12 protein-coding genes are annotated in these 19,294 nt (G+C 31.7%); 6 read left to right on the forward strand and 6 right to left on the reverse strand.

The features are described 5' to 3' along the window. On the forward strand, positions 1 to 435 hold the full coding sequence (locus tag ACODSB_RS13485) for a DUF4844 domain-containing protein (protein ID WP_488937428.1): 435 nt from the start codon (positions 1 to 3) through the stop codon (positions 433 to 435). Between the two features lie 181 nt (positions 436 to 616). Here the strand turns inward: ACODSB_RS13485 and ACODSB_RS13490 are convergent, their stop codons facing one another. Further along, entirely contained in the window at positions 617 to 1,777 is a 1,161-nt protein-coding gene (locus tag ACODSB_RS13490; RefSeq protein ID WP_073482855.1) for an MFS transporter, read from the reverse strand. Positions 1,778 to 2,049: 272 nt separating this feature from the next. Between ACODSB_RS13490 and ACODSB_RS13495 the strand changes: the two genes are divergently transcribed. The 4 genes from ACODSB_RS13495 to ACODSB_RS13510 all read left to right on the forward strand — a co-directional run bounded on the left by ACODSB_RS13495 (position 2,050) and on the right by ACODSB_RS13510 (position 9,546). Then, positions 2,050 to 4,479, forward strand: coding sequence for a TonB-dependent siderophore receptor (locus ACODSB_RS13495; protein WP_488937429.1), 2,430 nt, complete (start codon positions 2,050 to 2,052; stop codon positions 4,477 to 4,479). A gap of 323 nt (positions 4,480 to 4,802) precedes the next feature. Then, on the forward strand, positions 4,803 to 5,528 hold the full coding sequence (locus ACODSB_RS13500) for a DUF4198 domain-containing protein (RefSeq protein WP_488937430.1): 726 nt from the start codon (positions 4,803 to 4,805) through the stop codon (positions 5,526 to 5,528). A gap of 239 nt (positions 5,529 to 5,767) precedes the next feature. Then, positions 5,768 to 8,062 carry a TonB-dependent siderophore receptor gene (locus tag ACODSB_RS13505; protein ID WP_488937431.1) on the forward strand — a complete coding sequence of 765 codons (2,295 nt, stop codon included), beginning with the start codon at positions 5,768 to 5,770 and terminating at the stop codon, positions 8,060 to 8,062. Between the two features lie 167 nt (positions 8,063 to 8,229). Then, complete coding sequence (locus tag ACODSB_RS13510) at positions 8,230 to 9,546, forward strand: APC family permease (RefSeq protein WP_488937432.1); 1,317 nt, start codon at positions 8,230 to 8,232, stop codon at positions 9,544 to 9,546. A gap of 65 nt (positions 9,547 to 9,611) precedes the next feature. On the opposite strand, the gene ACODSB_RS13515 is transcribed toward ACODSB_RS13510, so the two are convergent. The 3 genes from ACODSB_RS13515 to ACODSB_RS13525 all read right to left on the reverse strand — a co-directional run bounded on the left by ACODSB_RS13515 (position 9,612) and on the right by ACODSB_RS13525 (position 15,747). Then, complete coding sequence (locus tag ACODSB_RS13515) at positions 9,612 to 11,951, reverse strand: hypothetical protein (RefSeq protein ID WP_488937433.1); 2,340 nt, start codon at positions 11,949 to 11,951, stop codon at positions 9,612 to 9,614. Continuing rightward, the gene (locus ACODSB_RS13520) at positions 11,911 to 12,936 is read right to left on the reverse strand and encodes a hypothetical protein (RefSeq protein ID WP_488937434.1); all 1,026 of its coding nucleotides are present in this window, start codon (positions 12,934 to 12,936) and stop codon (positions 11,911 to 11,913) included. Before ACODSB_RS13520 ends, ACODSB_RS13515 begins: the two co-directional genes overlap by 41 nt. A gap of 177 nt (positions 12,937 to 13,113) precedes the next feature. Next, a complete protein-coding gene (locus ACODSB_RS13525; RefSeq protein WP_488937435.1) occupies positions 13,114 to 15,747 on the reverse strand; it encodes a valine--tRNA ligase in 2,634 nt (877 codons plus the stop codon). Positions 15,748 to 15,991: 244 nt separating this feature from the next. On the opposite strand from ACODSB_RS13525, the gene ACODSB_RS13530 reads away from it, so the two are divergent. Then, entirely contained in the window at positions 15,992 to 16,372 is a 381-nt protein-coding gene (locus ACODSB_RS13530) for a DUF1573 domain-containing protein (RefSeq protein WP_488937436.1), read from the forward strand. Positions 16,373 to 16,571: 199 nt separating this feature from the next. Here ACODSB_RS13530 and ACODSB_RS13535 read toward each other — a convergent pair whose 3' ends face one another. Then, complete coding sequence (locus ACODSB_RS13535; RefSeq protein ID WP_053470972.1) at positions 16,572 to 17,063, reverse strand: hypothetical protein; 492 nt, start codon at positions 17,061 to 17,063, stop codon at positions 16,572 to 16,574. Between the two features lie 95 nt (positions 17,064 to 17,158). Continuing rightward, positions 17,159 to 19,288: an OmpA family protein gene (locus ACODSB_RS13540; RefSeq protein WP_488937437.1), complete on the reverse strand. Its 2,130-nt coding sequence runs from the start codon at positions 19,286 to 19,288 to the stop codon at positions 17,159 to 17,161. Between the last annotated feature and the right edge of the window lie 6 nt (positions 19,289 to 19,294).

The raw sequence follows: 19,294 nt of genomic DNA on the forward strand, positions 1-19,294 counted from the left end.
ATGAAATTAAAATTATTTTTAATAACGATAATATTTTCATTTTTATCTTGTGGACAAACGAAGATGAAAACAACAAGTGATACTATGCCTAAATTTCAAAATTTCAAAAACAAAGAAAAATTTCTACCCGACAATACCATTTTTTATCCAGGAATTGGTGATGAAAAATTAAAACCTATTTTAACAGAAAAAATTAATTCAGCTGCAGATGATTTTAAAAAGATTGCAGAATCAAACAATCCTACAGATGAAGATTATCAAAATGCAATAAAAACTGGACTTAATCGTTTTTCAGAAATTTATCTTGAATTGGATACAGAAAATCGTGAAAGGATTTGTACTTATTTTGAAGAATTAATGGATATTGTAGGTCTGGAAAGTTCTGGTGGTCAATTGAATGACTTTATGTATGATTTTGATCCAAATCAAAACTAAGGATAATCTTTAAGCTTTAATTTCTTTTAATTCAATTTCAAAGGGATTGAAATTCTTGCTACAATATAATTCATTCCACCGGAATTCTTCACAATATTAAAAGAACCGGAGGTTCGATCAATTTTGTAGAGCTGGACTTCAGTCCAGTTTAAGCGTCAAATATATAAAACAAAGAAAAAAATTATTCATTCTCCCCGATCTTATTCACCATAAAAATCATCAGAATACCTAAAAGCGCCATAATTAAAAACGCCCATTTCATACTCAGATATTCAGAGATAAAACCAACCATTGGCGGAACCAATAAAAACCCAAGATAACCAATAGTTGATATAGAAGTTAAGGCAGAACCGCTGCTGAGTTTTGAAGATCTTCCAGCAATGCTAAATACCAACGGAACTACGCAGGAAACTCCAAATCCTATTAAAACATAACCAAAAATAGTTGGGTAAGCATATGGCAGAATAAAACAAAGAGCAAAACCAACAGTTATTAAAATACCACTGTAAAGCAGGATTTTTTTAGTTCCAAATTTCATTACACCATAATCACCAAATATACGCCCTAAAGTTACCGCAGTCGCAAAAAATACAAATGCTGCACTGGTTAGCTTTGGCGAAGCCTTTAGTATATTTTCAAAATAAATTCCGCTCCAGTCGTACATCGTATTTTCGCAAGCCATTGAAACAAAACAAATAAGCGCAAACTTTACAAGGTTTTTTTCCGGCATCGAAAAAAACTTCTTTTTAACCGGTACAGGTTCATTATGAATACTCAACGGATAAAAACAAGCTGTAAGAGCCAGCATAAAAACACTTACTCCTAATAAATGATGTGATGGTGCAATATGCTGTGTAACCATTACATAACCCAAACCTGCTCCCGAAAAAACAGCAATACTCCAAACTGCATGAAAACGGGTTATGATCGATTTTGGATATAATTTCTGCACTTCAAGAGATTGCGCATTAATCGATAAATTGAAAATATTACGCGAAGCACCAAAAATTAAAAGTATAATTACCAGCTGCCATACAAAAGCGGCTAAACCCGGTAAAGACAGAACTATATTAAACATAATCGCTCCTAAAAGCATAATATAACGACTGCTGTATTTATTTAATAACTTTCCTGTAAACGGCATTGTAAGCATTAATCCAATTGGAAATGCAAATAAAACAGCTCCAAACTCAGCTTCGCTTAAATGCAATTGCGCTTGTATATGCGGAATTCTGGATACCCAGGAAGAATAGCCAAATCCGGAAAGGAAAAAAAACACAGTATTTGCTATACGGAATCCTCGAGGTGTATTTTGTATTTTTTTGAAGAAAGGTAAAATCATGAAGTCTGTTTTTCAGATTGCAAAAATAAAGCTTTTAAAGAGAATTATTGTTTATTTTACATTTAATAAAAGCCTGTAAATTTCACTTTTATTCCTTCCATTTTCTCTTATTCGATGTTTCTATTTTTTTCGAAAATAGATTTCTATCACTAAATTTTAAAAATATTTTTCTTTAAAAGTCCCGTATTTGTTGGTAAAAAGATTAAAATTTCTAAATTTGTGTTGTTTTTATTTATTCTAAATAATAAAAAATATCCAAAAAAAGAAATCCAATGAATTATTCAAATGTCAGCTTTAAACAGATCCTTACCAAAATCTGTTTGTTGCTATTCTTCAGCTGTAATGTATTTGCACAGCAAAACTTAGGTAAAATTAAAGGAGTAATAACTACATCTGACGGAGAACTTGCCGTTGGTGTTAATATCATCCTTAAAAATTCAAAATACGGCACAATTACTAATGAAGATGGTGCTTTTGAATTTAACCGCATAAAACCAAATACTTACACACTGCAAGTTTCATTAACCGGATATGAAACACTAGAAAAACAAATAAGTGTAACTACTAATGAAACAACTTCTCTTAATTTAAAATTGGCTGTTTCTAACAAACAATTAAAGGAATTTATCATTACCGGTAACAGAGGAAAAGCTTTTCCTAAGCAAAGTACATACGTTTCGAAGCTTCCACTTAAAAACATTGAAAATCCACAGGTTTACAACATAGTTTCATCTGAATTGATGAAAGAACAGGCGATTACCAATTATGAAGACGCATTGAAAAACGTGCCCGGAATTCAGAAATTATGGGAATCTACAGGGCGCGGCGGCGATGGAGGCTCTTATTATTCGCTTCGTGGTTTTGAAGTTCAGGCTAATATCGTTAACGGATTACCGGGCTTAACAAGCGGAACATTAGATCCTGCCAATATCGAACGTATTGAAGTTATAAAAGGCCCGTCTGGAACTTTATTCGGAAGCAGTTTGGTAAGTTACGGCGGACTGATTAATACGGTTACTAAAAAACCGTACGAAGGTTTTGGAGGTGAAGTTTCCTATCTTGTTGGAAGCTTTGGTTTGAACAGAGCTACAGCAGATATCAATACACCTCTCGATGATAATAAAAACATTTTATTTAGAGTTAATTCTTCTTTTCAAACAGAAAACAGCTTTCAGGATGCCGGTTTTCGAACTTCTTATTTTATAGCTCCAACTTTATCTTATAAAGTAAATGAAAGACTTTCTTTTTTATTGAATACAGAATTTATGCAGGAAGAAAAAACAACGCCGTCAATGCTGTTTTTAGGAAGGGATGCCCCTCTGCAATTTGCTAATCTAGCCGACTTAAATTACAATACCAATTTATCATTTTACAGTGATGACTTATCAATAAAAAATCCAAGATTCAATTTGCAGGCTCATATGAATTATAAAATTTCATCTAAATGGAGCTCACAAACTGTATTTTCAAGAGGAAATTCTAAATCAAATGGTTATTACTCCTATATTTATGATAATGAAGATGGAAACAGGGATTTTGGCTTATGGATTACTAAAGAAAAATCACAAACTTCAACCACAGATATTCAGCAAAATTTTATAGGCGATTTTAAAATTGGTCCTATGAGAAACCGTATTGTAATTGGTTTTGATTATTTTAAAAGAGATGTAATTTTTGCAGGTACAGGTTATGCAAAACTTTATAATCTTACAGCACAAGGCGAAGTGAGACAATTTGATGATCTTAATCCAAATTACCTAACTGTAGAATCTGTAGATAAAGCTTTAGCTGCAGAAGCTGGACCTGATTATCACTCTAAAGACGCGACTTATAGTGCTTACGTATCTGATGTATTAAACATCACTCCTACTTTATTGGCAATGGCAAGTTTAAGAGTTGATTATTTTGATACTGAAGGAAATGTTAAAACAGCCGATGACAATTATAATCAAACGGCTTTATCTCCAAAATTTGGAATTGTTTACCAGCCAATAAAAGATCAGTTATCTGTTTTTGCAAATTACATGAACGGTTTTAGAAATATCGCTCCTTCGGCCATATATGATAATGATGGAAATTTTATCAGATCTCAAACTTTTGAGCCTGAACACGCTAATCAGTTAGAAACCGGAATTAAAACAGATTTATTTTCAGATAAATTAACTGCAACTGCAAGTTTTTATCTTATTAATGTTGCCAATTTAGTTACAAGTAACCCAATGTACAGCGCACAAGGCGGTGAAGCAAGAAGCAAAGGTTTTGAATTTGATTTGAACGCTGCACCTGTAAAAGGTTTAAGTATTATTGCCGGATACAGTTATAATGACAGTAAAATTACAAAAGGAGATCAAGGAAATGTTTGGTTAGATCAAGGGCAAAGACCTTTTTGGGCCGGACCAAAAAATTTAGTAAATCTTTGGGCAAGTTATAAATTTAATGAAGGTTTATTAGAAAATTTCGGTCTAGGTTTTGGTGGAAATTATGCCAGCGATAATGCTATTTTGGATAGTTCTGTAACTGGGAAATTTGTTTTACCGGCATATACAGTTATAAACGGATCTGTTTTTTACAATTCAAATAAATTTCGCGTAAGCTTCAATGTGAATAATATTGCAAACAAAGATTATTTCAACGGAGGCTGGTCAACATTGAACCCGCAAAAACCAAGAAATATTGTAGCGAGTTTTGCTTATAAATTCTAAAAGATTATCAAGTGCAGCTTAAGCTTTGTCAGGCTGAGCGAAGTCGAAGCCCCTCGTGCTTTAAAGCCCTTCGACTTCGCTCAGGGTGACAGCTCAATTTCATTCTAGTTAAATATCAAAAAAGGGATTAATTTTTATTAGTCCCTTTTTTGATATTTTAAAAACTTACAGCATTATTTCACTACATTATCAATAATTAATCTAAATAAGCATTGTGCAACGAATATTAAACAGTACATTTGTGACACAAAATAATAACCCATAAAGCAAAAATTCTGAGTGTTTATCGGGATTTTTCAATATTAATTTTAAATCTTATTATCATGAAATCAAAAACTTTTAAATTAATAACATTTGCATTTTTAATGCTTTTTGCTGCACCTCAACTTTTTGCTCACGCACTTTGGATCGAAACTAAAGCAACCGGAACTAAAGGAAAAGCACAAGAAATTTCAATTTATTTTGGAGAATTTTCGGAAAATGATATTACAAAAGCAGATAAATGGTTCTCTGATTTAAAAGATTTTACTTTGGTATTGGTTTCTCCGTCAAAAAAAGAAACAAAACTTACTTCAAAAGCTTTAGATAATAAATATCAGTCATTTTTTACTCCAGATGAAGACGGAGTTTATACAATCGTAATGCAGCATACAGTAAAAGATGTTTACGGTACAATGAAATTAGATTACAACTCAAGCGCAACTGTAGTTGTTGGAAACAAAACTGCAGGAAACAGCATTGCATCTAACACAAATAAAATTGCTGTTTTCTCAGAAAATGCAGATGCTGCCAAAAAAGATACTAAAATTACCGGAGTTGCATCTTATGATGGGGCTATAGCTAAAGAAACTAAAATTAAAGTAATTGCTCCAAACGGATGGGAAAAAGAATTATGGACAAATGAAAAAGGTGAATTTTCTTTTACACCAATCTGGTCAGGAAATTACATGGTAGAATATGCCCATACTGAAAAAGCTGCCGGAGACCATAACGGTAAAAAATACGATGAAATCTGGAAAATGGCTACTTACCTAATTACAGTTAAATAATTTTCAAAACTTTTTTAGATTTTAATTTTCGATTAAACCTTGCTCTTTTGGGCAAGGTTTTTTTGTTTTATATAATATCGTATCATAAACAATTAAAGTTACAAAAGCAAAATATTAAGACAATCTTAAGACAAAACTAATACAACTTTAAGCAAGATAATCATCTCATAATTTTTTGTTAAGGTGTTGTCAGTTCTATATTTGCACTCGATAATTTTTATTGAATCTAAATAAATACCATGAAACATAATTTAATTACATTCTTAGCCTTACTATGCTTTGCTTCTTCTTATAGCCAAAACTATACAAGTACAGAAAACAGTACAGCAGCCGATACTGTAAAAAACAAAAAAGGAGAAATCCTTAATGAAGTATTAATCACGGCAAATAAACCTAAAAAGCCAGTTGAAGCAGCACGTTCAGGTATTAAAGTAATGGACTTGCCACAAAGCGTTCAGGTTATTGGCAGTGAAGTAATCGAACAACAACAAGCAATTAGATTAAGTGAAGTAGTAAAAAACCTTAATGGTGTTTATGTAGGATCTGCTCGTGGTGGTGCGCAGGAATCATTCTTTTCAAGAGGATATGATATGAGTGCTAACAATATGTTCAAAAATGGTTTTAGATATAATGCCGGTTCTATACCTGAAGTTTCTTCTTTAGAAAAAGTTGAATTTTTAAAAGGAGGTTCAGCTTTATTGTATGGAAATGTTGCTCCTGGCGGAATCATGAATTTAGTTACCAAAACGCCAAAATTTACAAGCGGTGGAGAAGTTTCTATGCAAATGGGGAGTTACTCTTATTATAAACCATCTGTTGACTTTTACGGACCTTTAAATAAATCTATTGCTTACAGATTTACAGGATCTTATGAAAATTCAGAAAGTTTTAGGGATTTTGTAAAGAACGAACGTATTTATATAAACCCTTCTTTCCTATTTCATATTTCAGATAAAACCCAAATTACATTACAAGGAGATTATCTAAGTGCTGACTGGACTCCGGATTTTGGAACCGGAATTTACGGAAAAACAATTTTAGACTTACCTCGTAATGAATTCTTCGGAGCACTTTGGTCTACTGCAAATACTAAATCTTCTAGCGCTTCTTTATTATTTAATCATGATTTTAATAAAAATTGGAAATTAAATTTTAATTCTTCTTACCAATCTTACAGAAGAACACAAACTTCTACAGCCCAATTAAGTACAATTGATGCAAATGGAAACTGGAAACGTGGTTTAACAAAAGCGGATGCTGCCGAACAAATATTTGGAGACCAATTAAGTTTACAGGGAAATTTTAATACCGGAAGCATTAAACATCAAATATTTACAGGAGTTGATTACGAAAATTCTATAGCTCCAAATTATACTTTTGGATTCTATGCTCCTGGAAAACCTGCAGATCTTTTAACAACAGAAGCCACCGCTATTAACTTATATACTTATGATTATAGCACACAAAGTACTGTTATTCCTTATCCAACAAGAACTACGCAATTAACCAGTACAGAAACGCAGCGTTTTGGAGCTTATTTTCAAGATTTAGTTTCGATTAATAAATACATTAAAGTTCTGGCAGGATTACGTTGGTCGTGGCAGCAAAGTGAAGTTACCACTACAAAAGAAGTGATTGAGAAAAAGAATAATGTTAATGTTATTACAACTACTTACGAAGATGCAATACCTGTAACTGGTGCAAAAACTATAAACAAAGCTTTTTCGCCTAAAGCAGGATTGGTCGTACAGCCAACTAAAGATTTATCGTTGTTTGTGAGTTACTCAAACTCTTTTACTCCAAATACAGGAACTACAGTAGATGCAAAACCATTAGATCCATCTATTATAGATCAATATGAAGTTGGTGTGAAAAAAGATTTTTTTAGAGGTCTTTTGACTACTAACGTAACACTATATCAAATTACCAATAATAATTTAGCCCAAACAGCTCAATATTTATCAGACGGTGTTACACAAAACGTTAATACTAATCTAAAAGAATTAGTTGGAGCTACAAAAGGAAAAGGAGTCGAAATAGATATTACTGCGACCCCCTTAGAAGGTTTGAACATTATGGCTGGTTACAGTTTTAATGAAACAAAAGTATCTAAATCATCTGGTACAAGCGGAAGCCTTGTTGTTGGAGATATTTTAGCAAGAACTCCAAAAAACACTGCCAATTTGAGTTTTTTCTACAAATTGCCTAGCGGTTTATTAAAAGGAGTAACTTTTGGAGCGATTGGAAATTATGTTGGAGATCGTACAGGAGGTTGGAATGATGATTATTTATGGACAGAAAATACACCTTCAACCAATCCAAAAACATATACGGTAACAATTAGAGATCGTGATATTCCTTTGGAAGGTTATGTTACTGTAGATGCTTCTCTTGGGTATGAATGGAAAAAATTCTCCATCTTATGCAGATTATCAAACATTACAAACGAATTGAATTATACCGTTCACGAAAATTATAGTGTAAACCCAATTGCACCTCGTCAAATTATGACAAGTCTGCGTTATAAATTCTAAAATTTTGAATTAGATTTTTTCCATTCTGCATTTTCTGATTATTAGAAATTAGAATGTTTTTTGGAAACTTTAAACCTCATCTTGCAAAAGGTGAGGTTTTTTGTTTTGTTAAAAAATGTATCTCTTTTTATAAGTACTTTTGTTTGTATAAAACATAAAATCCAAATATGTCTGATTCTACAAAAAACCAATTAAAGAAAAGTTTAGGTCTAAGTTTTAATATCGCCGTTTTAATTGGAGGAACAATTGGAGTTGGAATTTTACGCACGCCAGGCTCGATTGCAGATTTATTAAATAATTACTGGCTTATTCTTGCATCTTGGCTTTTTGGCGGTTTGTATATTTTATTTGGCGCGAATTCGTATGCAGAACTTGCTACAATGTTACCAAAAGCCGGAGGGTCTTATAATTATATCAAAAGAGCTTTTGGTGAATATGCCGGATTTTTATCAGGCTGGTTTGATTATATTACAAATGCTATTCCGCCTGCATTTTACTGTATTGTAATTAGTGAATACATGATTATTTTGTTTCCTGCTCTTGCTAATTATTCAACAGTAATGGCTATTTCCTTATTAGCTGCTTTTGTATTGATTCATTTAAGCGGTGTGAAAAACGGAAGCGTAATTCAGCAGATTACAAGTTTCCTGAAAGTAATTTGTTTTGTGGCTTTGGTTGTAGCATGTTTTATGCATTCGGGCGTTGAAATTGCTCCAATTAAAACAGATAATTCGTTTTTTCAAATCGGACTTTTATTCGGATTCTTTAAATCATTACAACTTATCATAGGAACTTATAATGGATGGAACGCGGCTTGCTTTTTTGCGGAAGAAAATGACGATCCTGGTAAAAATATTCCGAAATCATTATATAGCGGCGTCATTCTCGTTGTTGCCATTTATGTTTTGGTAAATGCGGCCTTTTTTCATGTTTTACCAATTGAAACTTTAGCCAAATCAAATCTGGCTGCCGCCGATGTTGCTAAAATTCTATTTGGAGAAAACGGTTCTATTATCGTTACGGTAATTTCGATATTTTCTTTAATCAGTATTTTGAATGCTTTTATGATGATTCCACCAAGAATTCTTTACGGATTAAGCCGCGATGGTTTTTTTATCGAAAAGGGAACAACCGTAAATAAAGGCGGAACGCCAATTGTGGCGCTTTTGGTTTCATCTATTTTCAGCTTATTGCTAATTATTTTTGTTGGCTCTTTTGAAGTTTTGTTTGGATTCGCCGCATTTATCTCCATTATCGTTTGGGGACTTGCCTATTTTTCACTTTTAAAACTAAGAACTTCTGAGCCAGATTTACCAAGACCTTATCGTTCGTTTTGGTATCCGTGGACTACAATAATTGCTATTATTGCTTCGATTGCTTTATTGATTGGATTTATTTACAGCGACCCAAAAAGCTTTATTGTTATTTTGGGAATTACGATTGTTTCTTATCCTTTGTTTTTGGTTATCAAGAAGAAAAAGTAAATATTACGCATAAAAAGACCTAACAGGTTTTATCCCGAGTCTTCGGGACTGTTAGGTTTAATCATTTATCTTCTTGCCTTAAAATAGTCTTCAAAGGCATTACAACCAAAAGCTAACCTTTCATAATCATATTCATAATTTAATTCCAAATCCTTATAGTATCTATTTTTATTCCAAAGAAAAGTTTCATAATTTTTCTTTGGTTTATTATAATCATCCGGATATTTATGAGCTAATTTATTTGCCTCGCACCTGGCCATCATAGTTAGACACAAAGCTTTAAACTTAGCTGTTTTAGCATTTTTATACGCCTGTGTGTAATATTTTTTTGCCAGATTGCATTCATAATATTCATTGTTATCTTCAATAGGAAAATCTCTAATATCAGTTGTTTCTCCTTGTCCGTAACGTCTCACTTGCCAAAGGCTTCCATAAATACTCATGTTATAGTAGCAGTTGGCAACCAAAAAATTATAATAATCTTTATTTTTCTCTGCAGGATTTGAAGCTTGTTTTAAATACAAAATTAATTTTTGAGTTATTGCATATTTATCAAACCTAAATATTTTTTTTTGCACAACAAATTCTGGCGTGTATTTTAAAACAAGAAAAGGGTCTTTTAATCTATTGTCACAATTTTCTTTTTCCCACAAACAATCAGAATAATTAATTTCTCTATATGATTTGTTATCATTTTTTTCAAAATAAGACAAAGCCTGTTCTAATTTATTCTGACGAATGTATTTTGTGCCTATTAAATCGTAAAGTCTTGGAATTTCTTTTTTAATAAAACTATGTTTCCAAGCAGAAAATTTATCTGAATCTTTTTCACTTTTTACAGTTTCATCAATTATGGTTTGAACTTGTTCCGGAGAATAAAAAACATTGATATACGTAAAATAGTCCGAATAATAATCTGTGTAGTAACCAACTTTTGCCTTTGAGCTTTTCCAATAAGCGAAATTATAATAATTATAATTATCTGGATTTTCCTCTAATTTCGAATATAGAAATGAAGCATCAATTCGATTTCCTTTAAATTCTAATTCTCTTCCAATAGCAAATAAAAATTTCTTGTGGTTTTTATTTTTTAGCAAAATAGGTTTAACATCATTCAGAATAACTGCTTTTTCATTTTTTTGATTTGCTGTTAATGCCAAAGCTTTAATAATCTCAATCTGATTATAAAGTGAATCTTTTTTAGGTATGTTTTTCTCTAATTGTGAAATTTGATTTAAACAACCCTGATTATCCTTTGTTACAAATGACAAATAAGCTTTACAAGTTTTCCAAAAAATAGGATTTTGTACTTTTTTAAAATTAAGGTTCTTGATAAAATCCAATACTTCACCAGCATAAATTCGGTCGCTTTCTACACGTTTCATAATTTCCTTGACCGAATTCTTTTCATTTTCATCATAAGATACTATCGATGGGTTAAAAAGAGAATAATAAGGTGTAAAAACCCAGTCTTCAATTTTATTGACTTCTCTTAATAGCAAAAATGAAAGTCCATCCAATTCAGGATTGTATTTATAAACCTGTTTTAGATAATCAAGCGAACGGTCTGCTTTTTTTATTCCACCAAGTAAATAAACATTTGCTTTTTCCTTATTTGTTTTAGCGTATTTTAAAACTTCTTCAATCGGAATTTGTGAATTAAATGCAGATGAAACTACAAAACGCTTATCCGGTGCATTTGCAAAAACCTGCGAGGCATAAAAACTAGCAACAGCTTTGTCTGGTTCTGCAAACGTCCTGAAATACAAACTCCAATATTTTAATATATTATCTTGTTTTTGAGTTTCGAAAACCTTAGTATATAAAGTTCTGATTTTTGGAAAATCTCCATTGTAATACGCTAATCGTATGGCTAAAAAAGTATATCGTTGTTTAAGGTTTTTGTTTTTAATTGAATTTGAAACCAAAATTGCCTCATCAATACATTTTGTTCTGTTTTCAACCTTTAATGATGCAGGATTATGCTCCCAAAGATTCTCATTAAAAATATTAAAAACTTCGCATTTTTTGGCAAATTTCAAATAATTGACAGCGTCAATATCTTTGATTTTATAAAGGTAACGAAGCATTTCATTTGTACTTTTATCTGTAATATCTTCTAAAGTAAAATCAAACAAAACCTCTTTTATCGATTCCAGAGAAACTTTGTTTCTGCAATATTGCATCCAAAGTTTTTCATTTGCATCCATTTTTATTATTCCATCTGCAAACTTTTGATTTGGACCAAAAGAGTCTGAAGAATAATCAAAACCAGAATACCAGTAATAGTTGAAGTTTTCCGGATTAAAAAACGAAAAACGAACATCTTCACCATAAGGATAAAATCCGCAAGCAAAAATAGCATTACTTGCTAAAATTAGTATAAAAACCAGAAAGTGCTTCATCGTTGTATTTACTTAATTGTTCTTCGTCTAAATGAAATAATGTTACAGTTGTTTCAGGATCAAAAACAACATTTTTCTTGATAATTTCAATGGCTTGGTTTATTTGTTCGGGAGTCAATACTTCATATTTAATTTTATCTCCTATTCTTAAATAAAAATCGCCTGCAAGCTGGTCTTTTGTGACTTCATACCACAATGGTTTTATTTTTTTTAATGATTCTAAAATTTCCTTTTGATTGTCATAAATTACTTTTGAGAATTTATTATTCTGATACACCTGCATCCAGGAATAAGTGGGCAATGCAATATCGAGATGCAACGGATATTTTTTTTCTTTATTAAGATAAAGGCCTAATTCCTTAAGGTCCAGAATAGAATTTTTAGAATGATTATCCAGCGGGTTTACTAAGTTATAACACATCAAAGTTGCTTTGTCGACCGGCGGAATTCCCATTTTTTCAGGATATTTATAAGGATATAATCGTAATGTACAACTTATTTGCTTTTTAGAGATCGCTTTTAATTTCTTCAAAAAATAGAAGTAATTGTCTTTTGTTTTTAAAGTCCAGTCGCAATCCATTTGAAATTCAGTAACAGTATTAGCCTTCTCAAAATTCTCTTTTGTATATTTATTTATAAGAAAGTTTACATTATCTGCCAAAGTATCCATTCTTTTTTCATTGGTGTTTTTAAAGACTTCGTTTTTTATGTATACAGTAGGAACAATAGTTAGTATTTGTTCTCCATAATAGCGCAAAGATGTTTTTGAAATAGGAAAATCTCCATAATTTTCATCATGATCTACTTCAAAAAATTTGACATATAGATTGTTAACTTGTAAATCGCGCATTCTTGCCTTTTCATTGTCGGATAACTGCCAAGAATTACTTTTCCAGTAATAAAAAGATTTTTCAACGTTTTCTACTTTATTAGAACAGCCCAAAAAAAGAGAGGAAATAAACACAAACAACACGATTTTTTTCATTCAGAAGAGAGATTTTATTTTAATAGAAATCGTATTAAAATTATATCATTTTTGAGATATAAAATTTAAAAAATAAAAATATTTTTTTGCTAAAAACAAAATATTTTACAAATAAGAAACCCGACAGATTTTAAAAAAATCTATCGGGTTTTTATAATAAAAAAGAAATTCTATTTCTTATTTCAAACCAGCCAAACTCTGCTCTATTGTAGCAATTTTTGTTAAAGCATCGGCTTGTTTTTGTTTCTCTATATTTAAAACTTTTTCCGGAGCTCCGTTTACAAATTTCTCGTTTGAAAGTTTTGCTTCAACAGATTTCAGGAATCCTTTTGTGTAATTCAATTCTTCTGTTAGTTTTGCGATTTCAGCTTCAACATCAATATTTCCGGTAATTGGAATAAAATACTCATTTGATTTTACACGGAAAGATAATGCACCATCCACTTTTGCAGAAACATATTCGAAAGCAGAAACGTTTCCTAATTTCGTTACAATTGAATCAAAATGCGTTGTTAGATTTTCGCTGTTGATTGCTTTTAATTCGATAGTATCTTTAAATGGAATATTTTTGTCTTTTCTGATAGTTCTAATTCCAGAAATTACTTCTGTAATATTATCAAAATCAGAAATTAAACTAGCATTGAATGGTTTTAATTCTGGCCAAGTTGAAACGATTAAAGCTTCTTCCGGAGTTCTGTCAGCAATTAACTGCCAAATTTCTTCCGTTAAGAAAGGCATAAATGGGTGAAGTAATTTTAAATTACTTTCTAACATTTCGATTGCTTTATCAAACGTTACTTTATCAATTGGTTGTTGATACGCTGGCTTGATCATTTCTAAGAACCAAGAACAGAAATCATCCCAAACTAATTTATAGATTGCCATAAGAGAATCTGAAATTCTGTATTTCTCAAAATTATCTTCAATGTCAACTAAAGTCTGCTGTAATTTTGCTTCGTACCATTCGATCGCCACTTTTGATGATTCCGGCTGCGGAATTGTTTCTGAAACTTCCCATCCTTTAATTAATTTGAAGGCATTCCAGATTTTATTTGTGAACGATTTTCCCTGAAGGCATAATTCTTCATCAAACATAATATCGTTTCCTGCAGAAGCGCTTAAAAGCAATCCTACACGAACACCATCGGCACCAAATTTATCAATCAAATCTAAAGGATCAGGAGAATTTCCTAATGATTTAGACATTTTACGACGTTGTTTGTCACGAACTAAACCAGTCAAATATACATTTGTAAAAGGTTTTTCACCTGCATATTCGTAACCTGCAATAATCATTCTGGCAACCCAGAAAAATAAAATATCCGGTCCTGTAACTAAGTCGTTTGTTGGATAATAATATTTATAATCTGCACTTTCAGGATCCATGATTCCACCAAAAACTGACATTGGCCATAACCAGGAAGAAAACCAAGTATCTAATGCATCAACATCCTGTGTTAGGTTATTAATTGTTAATTGTTGATTGTTAGTTTTTTCTTGTGCTAATTTTAAAGCGTCTTCAATATTTTCTGCAACTACGAAATCTTCTTTTCCGTCTCCGTAATAATAAGCCGGAATTTGTTGTCCCCACCATAATTGACGAGAAATATTCCAATCGCGAATGTTGTTTAACCAATGCGCATAAGTGTTTTCAAAACGTTTTGGATGTAATTTAATATCTCCTGTTTCTAAAACTGATTTAATCGCTGGTTTTACCAATTCTTCCATTTTCAAAAACCATTGATCTGATAATCTTGGTTCGATTACAGCTTTAGTTCTTTCAGATGTTCCTACTTTATTTAAGTGGATTTCGGTCTTCGCCAAAGCTCCAATTTCTTCCAGTTCTTTTGCAATTTCAGTACGAACTACAAAACGATCTTTTCCTTGATAATGCAATCCGAAGCTATTTAATGTAGCATCTTCATTAAAAATATCAACGATTTCAAGATTGTGTTTTTCTCCTAAGGTTTTATCGTTCATATCGTGTGCAGGAGTTACTTTTAAACATCCTGTTCCGAATTCAACATCTACATACTCATCTTCAATAATTGGAATTACACGGCCGCAAATAGGAACGATGGCGCTTTTACCTTTTAAATGTGTAAAACGCTCATCGTTTGGATTGATACAAATTGCTGTATCTCCAAAAATTGTTTCCGGACGAGTTGTGGCAATGGTCAAAAATTCCTCAGTTCCTTCGATTTTATATTTTAAGAAAAATAATTTTCCTTGTTGTTCTTCATAAATAACTTCTTCATCAGATAAAGTCGTTTTTGCTTCCGGATCCCAGTTTACCATTCTATATCCTCTATAGATCAAACCTTTGTTGTATAAATCAACAAAAGAACGAATTACGGATGCAGACATATCTGGATCCATCGTAAATTTAGTACGTTCCCAATCGCATGAAGCTCCAAGTTTTTTAAGCTGATCTAAAATTACACCCCCATATTTATCTGTCCATTCCCAAGCATGTTTTAGGAATTCTTCACGAGTTAAATCGTTTTTATTAATTCCTTCTGCTTTTAGTTTTGCTACTACTTTTGCTTCAGTTGCAATAGAGGCGTGATCCGTTCCCGGAACCCAGCAGGCATTGAAACCTTTTAAACGTGCTCTACGAATTAAAACATCCTGAATAGTATTATTCAACATATGTCCCATATGCAAGACACCAGTGACGTTTGGAGGCGGAATTACAATAGTATACGGCGTTCTATGATCTGGTTCTGAATGAAAATAGTTGTTTTTCATCCAGTAATCATACCATTTGTTCTCAATCGTCTTAGCGTCAAATTGTGCTGGAATTGTCATTTAAATAGGTTGTTTTAATCGTTAATTCGTTTAATGGTCAATTTGTTTATTTATTCAATCTTTCCGAGTGGTTCGGTTAAAGGATTAAACTCTTAAACAAATAAACTAAAAACTTTGGTTCAATTTTTGTAATTGTAATTGACAGCAAAAGTAAATAATTAAGTACACTATAAAAAGCGAATTAATAATTTGTGTGTTAATTAAAAGAATGTATATTTACTTACAACTTAAAAATAATTTCAAGATGAAAAATGTTGCCTCTTTTATTGCAGTCGTATTGTTTAGCGCAATAGGTTATGCACAAAATGGCCCAAAAATTGAATTTGCAGCCCCGGACAATACAATTGATTATGGAAAAATTTCTAAGACTGATAATGGAGTTCGCTCCTTTGAGTTCACTAACACCGGCGATGCGCCACTGTTAATTATTGGTGCAGAATCGACCGTTAGTTCTATAGTTGTTACAAAACCTGCAGCAGCTGTAATGCCTGGTAAAAAAGGAAAAATCGATGTTAAATATAACATGGCTGTCGGTCCAATTCGTAAAACAATTACGGTTGAAACCAATGCTGTAAACTATCCTGATGGGCGTGTTGCCTTAAAAATTAAAGGTGAAGTTTTATAACAAAAATAAAATCTAATAAATAGTAAAAGCCGTTTCTTAAATTTAGAAACGGCTTTTTTTATGATGAATTAAAGTCACGTTTTGATGATTTTGTCATTTCGACGAAGGAGAAATCTCCGCAAGTAACTCGCAACTAGTATCCAATCTTTGTCGAGCTTCTCGCGGAGATTTCTCCTTCGTCGAAATGACAATATTGTGGCTATTTTTCTGTTTTCACAGCACATTCAGCTGCATCAAATTTATATTTTACACGATCAAAATCAATTGGCTGGTCTTTTACTAAGTAAGTAACTCCCATTGTGGTCTGCATTGTTCCGTTTCCTAAAATAAGCTGTTTGTCTTTCTTTAAAAAAGCCATTGGGTTTTTAAATGTTTTGTCTTTAGTTGCTAAATCCTTAAAAGTATAATCAGCAAATAAAGTATCTCCATGAAATTCGCCTTTAATTTCACCCGTTCTTACAGTTGAAGGCGCAACTTTCATAATCATATTTCCACTTAATTTTCCATTTTTTAAAGTGTTCAGCTTTAATTGAAGAGTATCTTTTTCATATATGGCCTGATAACACTCCGTTTTTACAACTATTTCAGATTCAGCTTTTGCTGCTTCAGCTTGTTTTTGTTTTTCTTCATTTTTACAGCTTTGAAATCCAATGCAGATAACTACCAGACAAGGTAAAACTAGGTTTTTCATATTTCAATATTTTGTTTCAAGGTTATTTTATAAAATTAAATAAAAAAGAAGCCAAAATAAAGGCTTCTCAATTAAATTATTTGTTTTCACAGAATTTATAAATTCTTAATCACAAATTCAGATCTTCTATTTAATTCATGTTCTTCTTCAGAGCATGCATGATCGGTTTTACATTTTATAATTGGCACCGATTCTCCGTAGCCTTTAGCAGAAACCCTTTTGGCATCAATTCCGGATTGTATGATAAATTCTCTGGTCGAATTGGCTCTCTTTTGAGATAAATTTTCATTGAATTTTGCATTTCCACGAGAATCTGTATGCGAACCAATTTCGATTACCATTCCCGGATATTTATTCATCAGTGCCACAACTCTTCCTAAAACAACTTTTGATTCTTTACGAATGTACCACATATTGTAATCAAAATAAATTGGATCTGTTTTGATAATTAAACGATCTTTATCTCTTACAACATCTTTTTCCTGCTCTAAAATTTGTTTTACTTTTTCGTTCTTTTTGACTTCTGCAGCAGCGATTTCAGCTTCTTTTGCTTTTTTCTCTTTCTGCTTTAATTCGACAGCGGCAAGAACTTCTTTTTTCTTGTTTTCTTCTTCTATAATAATTTCCTGTTGTCTTTTCTTTTCAGCATTTTCTTTTTCTTCGAGTTTAATTTTTTCCAAAGATTTTAATGCTAAAGATGCATCATTTTCTTTATCTCTGATATTATCTAAAGTTACCGTTTTAGATTCATTTGTATATTTTTCTTTAAAAGCCGAAACTTTATACGAAGCTTCGCAAGGAACTCTAAAACTAAACTTTCCGTCTGCAGAAGTTGTTGCTGTATTCAGGGTTTTATTATTTGAATCCTGCAGTATTACGGTTGCATTATCTAAAACCAATTTAGTGTCGATATCTGTAATAATACCTGTAATTAACTGATGACAATCTTCAACAATTAAATCTTTAGTTTCTTTAAATTGATAAATATCGTCGCCGCCCTTTCCTCCTTCTCTATTTGATGCAAAATATCCTTCTTTAGTTTCCGAATCGATATTAAATGCAAAATCATCTAAGTTTGAGTTTAACGGAAGTCCTATATTTATTGGTTTTGAATATTCATTTCCGTTTATTTCAGAAACAAAAACATCCAAAGATCCGTAACCTAAATGCCCGTCAGAAGAAAAGTAAAGTTTATTATCTGCGGAAGCAAAAGGAAATTGTTCTCTTTTATTTGTATTAATTTCGGGACCTAAATTCTTTGGAGTATCAAATGCACCTTTATTTATGTTTACCGAATAAATATCAAAAGAGCCTATAGAACCTGGCATATCTGAAGCAAAATACAATACTTTTTCATCAGCACTAAGTACTGGATGTTCTACGGAATAATTTGCACTATTAAACGGAAGCGATGTGATATTCGTCCATTTTCCGTCAACTAATTCAGCCTTAAAAATTTGAAGATTTGAAATTTTCTTGTCGTCTTTCTTTTTCTTTCCGTTTTTAGAATTATTTCTGGTAAAGTAAATTGTTTTTCCATCTTTGGTAAAAATGGCATTTGATTCGTGCATTCCGGTTTTTAATTCCTTGGCAAAATAATGCGTAATAGAATCTGCTGCATTAATATTTTTTAGCGGAACTGTAACCAGATTTAAATAGGCTTCGCCATCCCATTTAAATTTTTTATCGAATATTCCCGGCTTCAATTTAACGCCTGCAAAAACTAAATTGTCTTTGTATTTAACTGCTCCAAACTCAGAATTTGGTGTATTTATTGTAAGATTTTTAATTTCAAATCTTTTTCCAATTGCCGAAACATTTTCTAGAGTTTTTACGTCTTTTTCGTAATTTACTGCATCTTCGGGATTTGATGATTTTGCATAATATTCTTTTAAAACAGTATTTGCATCATTGTATGCATTTGTAGCTTTTAGAGTTTGTGCGTATCTAAAATAATATTCCCTGTCTAAATTGTCATTATAATTTTGAATCAAAAGACGATAATAGCGCTGTGCTTTTACTAAATCATTTGTATAATAATAAGAATCGGCAAGGTTTTTTATTACTTCCTGAGATGGTTTTTCTTCGGCTAATTTTTCATATAAAACAATAGCTTCGCTGTAGTAAGTTCTATCAAAGAATTTCTTTGCTCTAATCAATTCCTGATCCTGGGCATTTATAAACTGTATTGAAAATACGAATATAATAACGAGTAGTTTTTTCATATTTTT

The organism is Flavobacterium sp. FG68 (assembly GCF_057808895.1).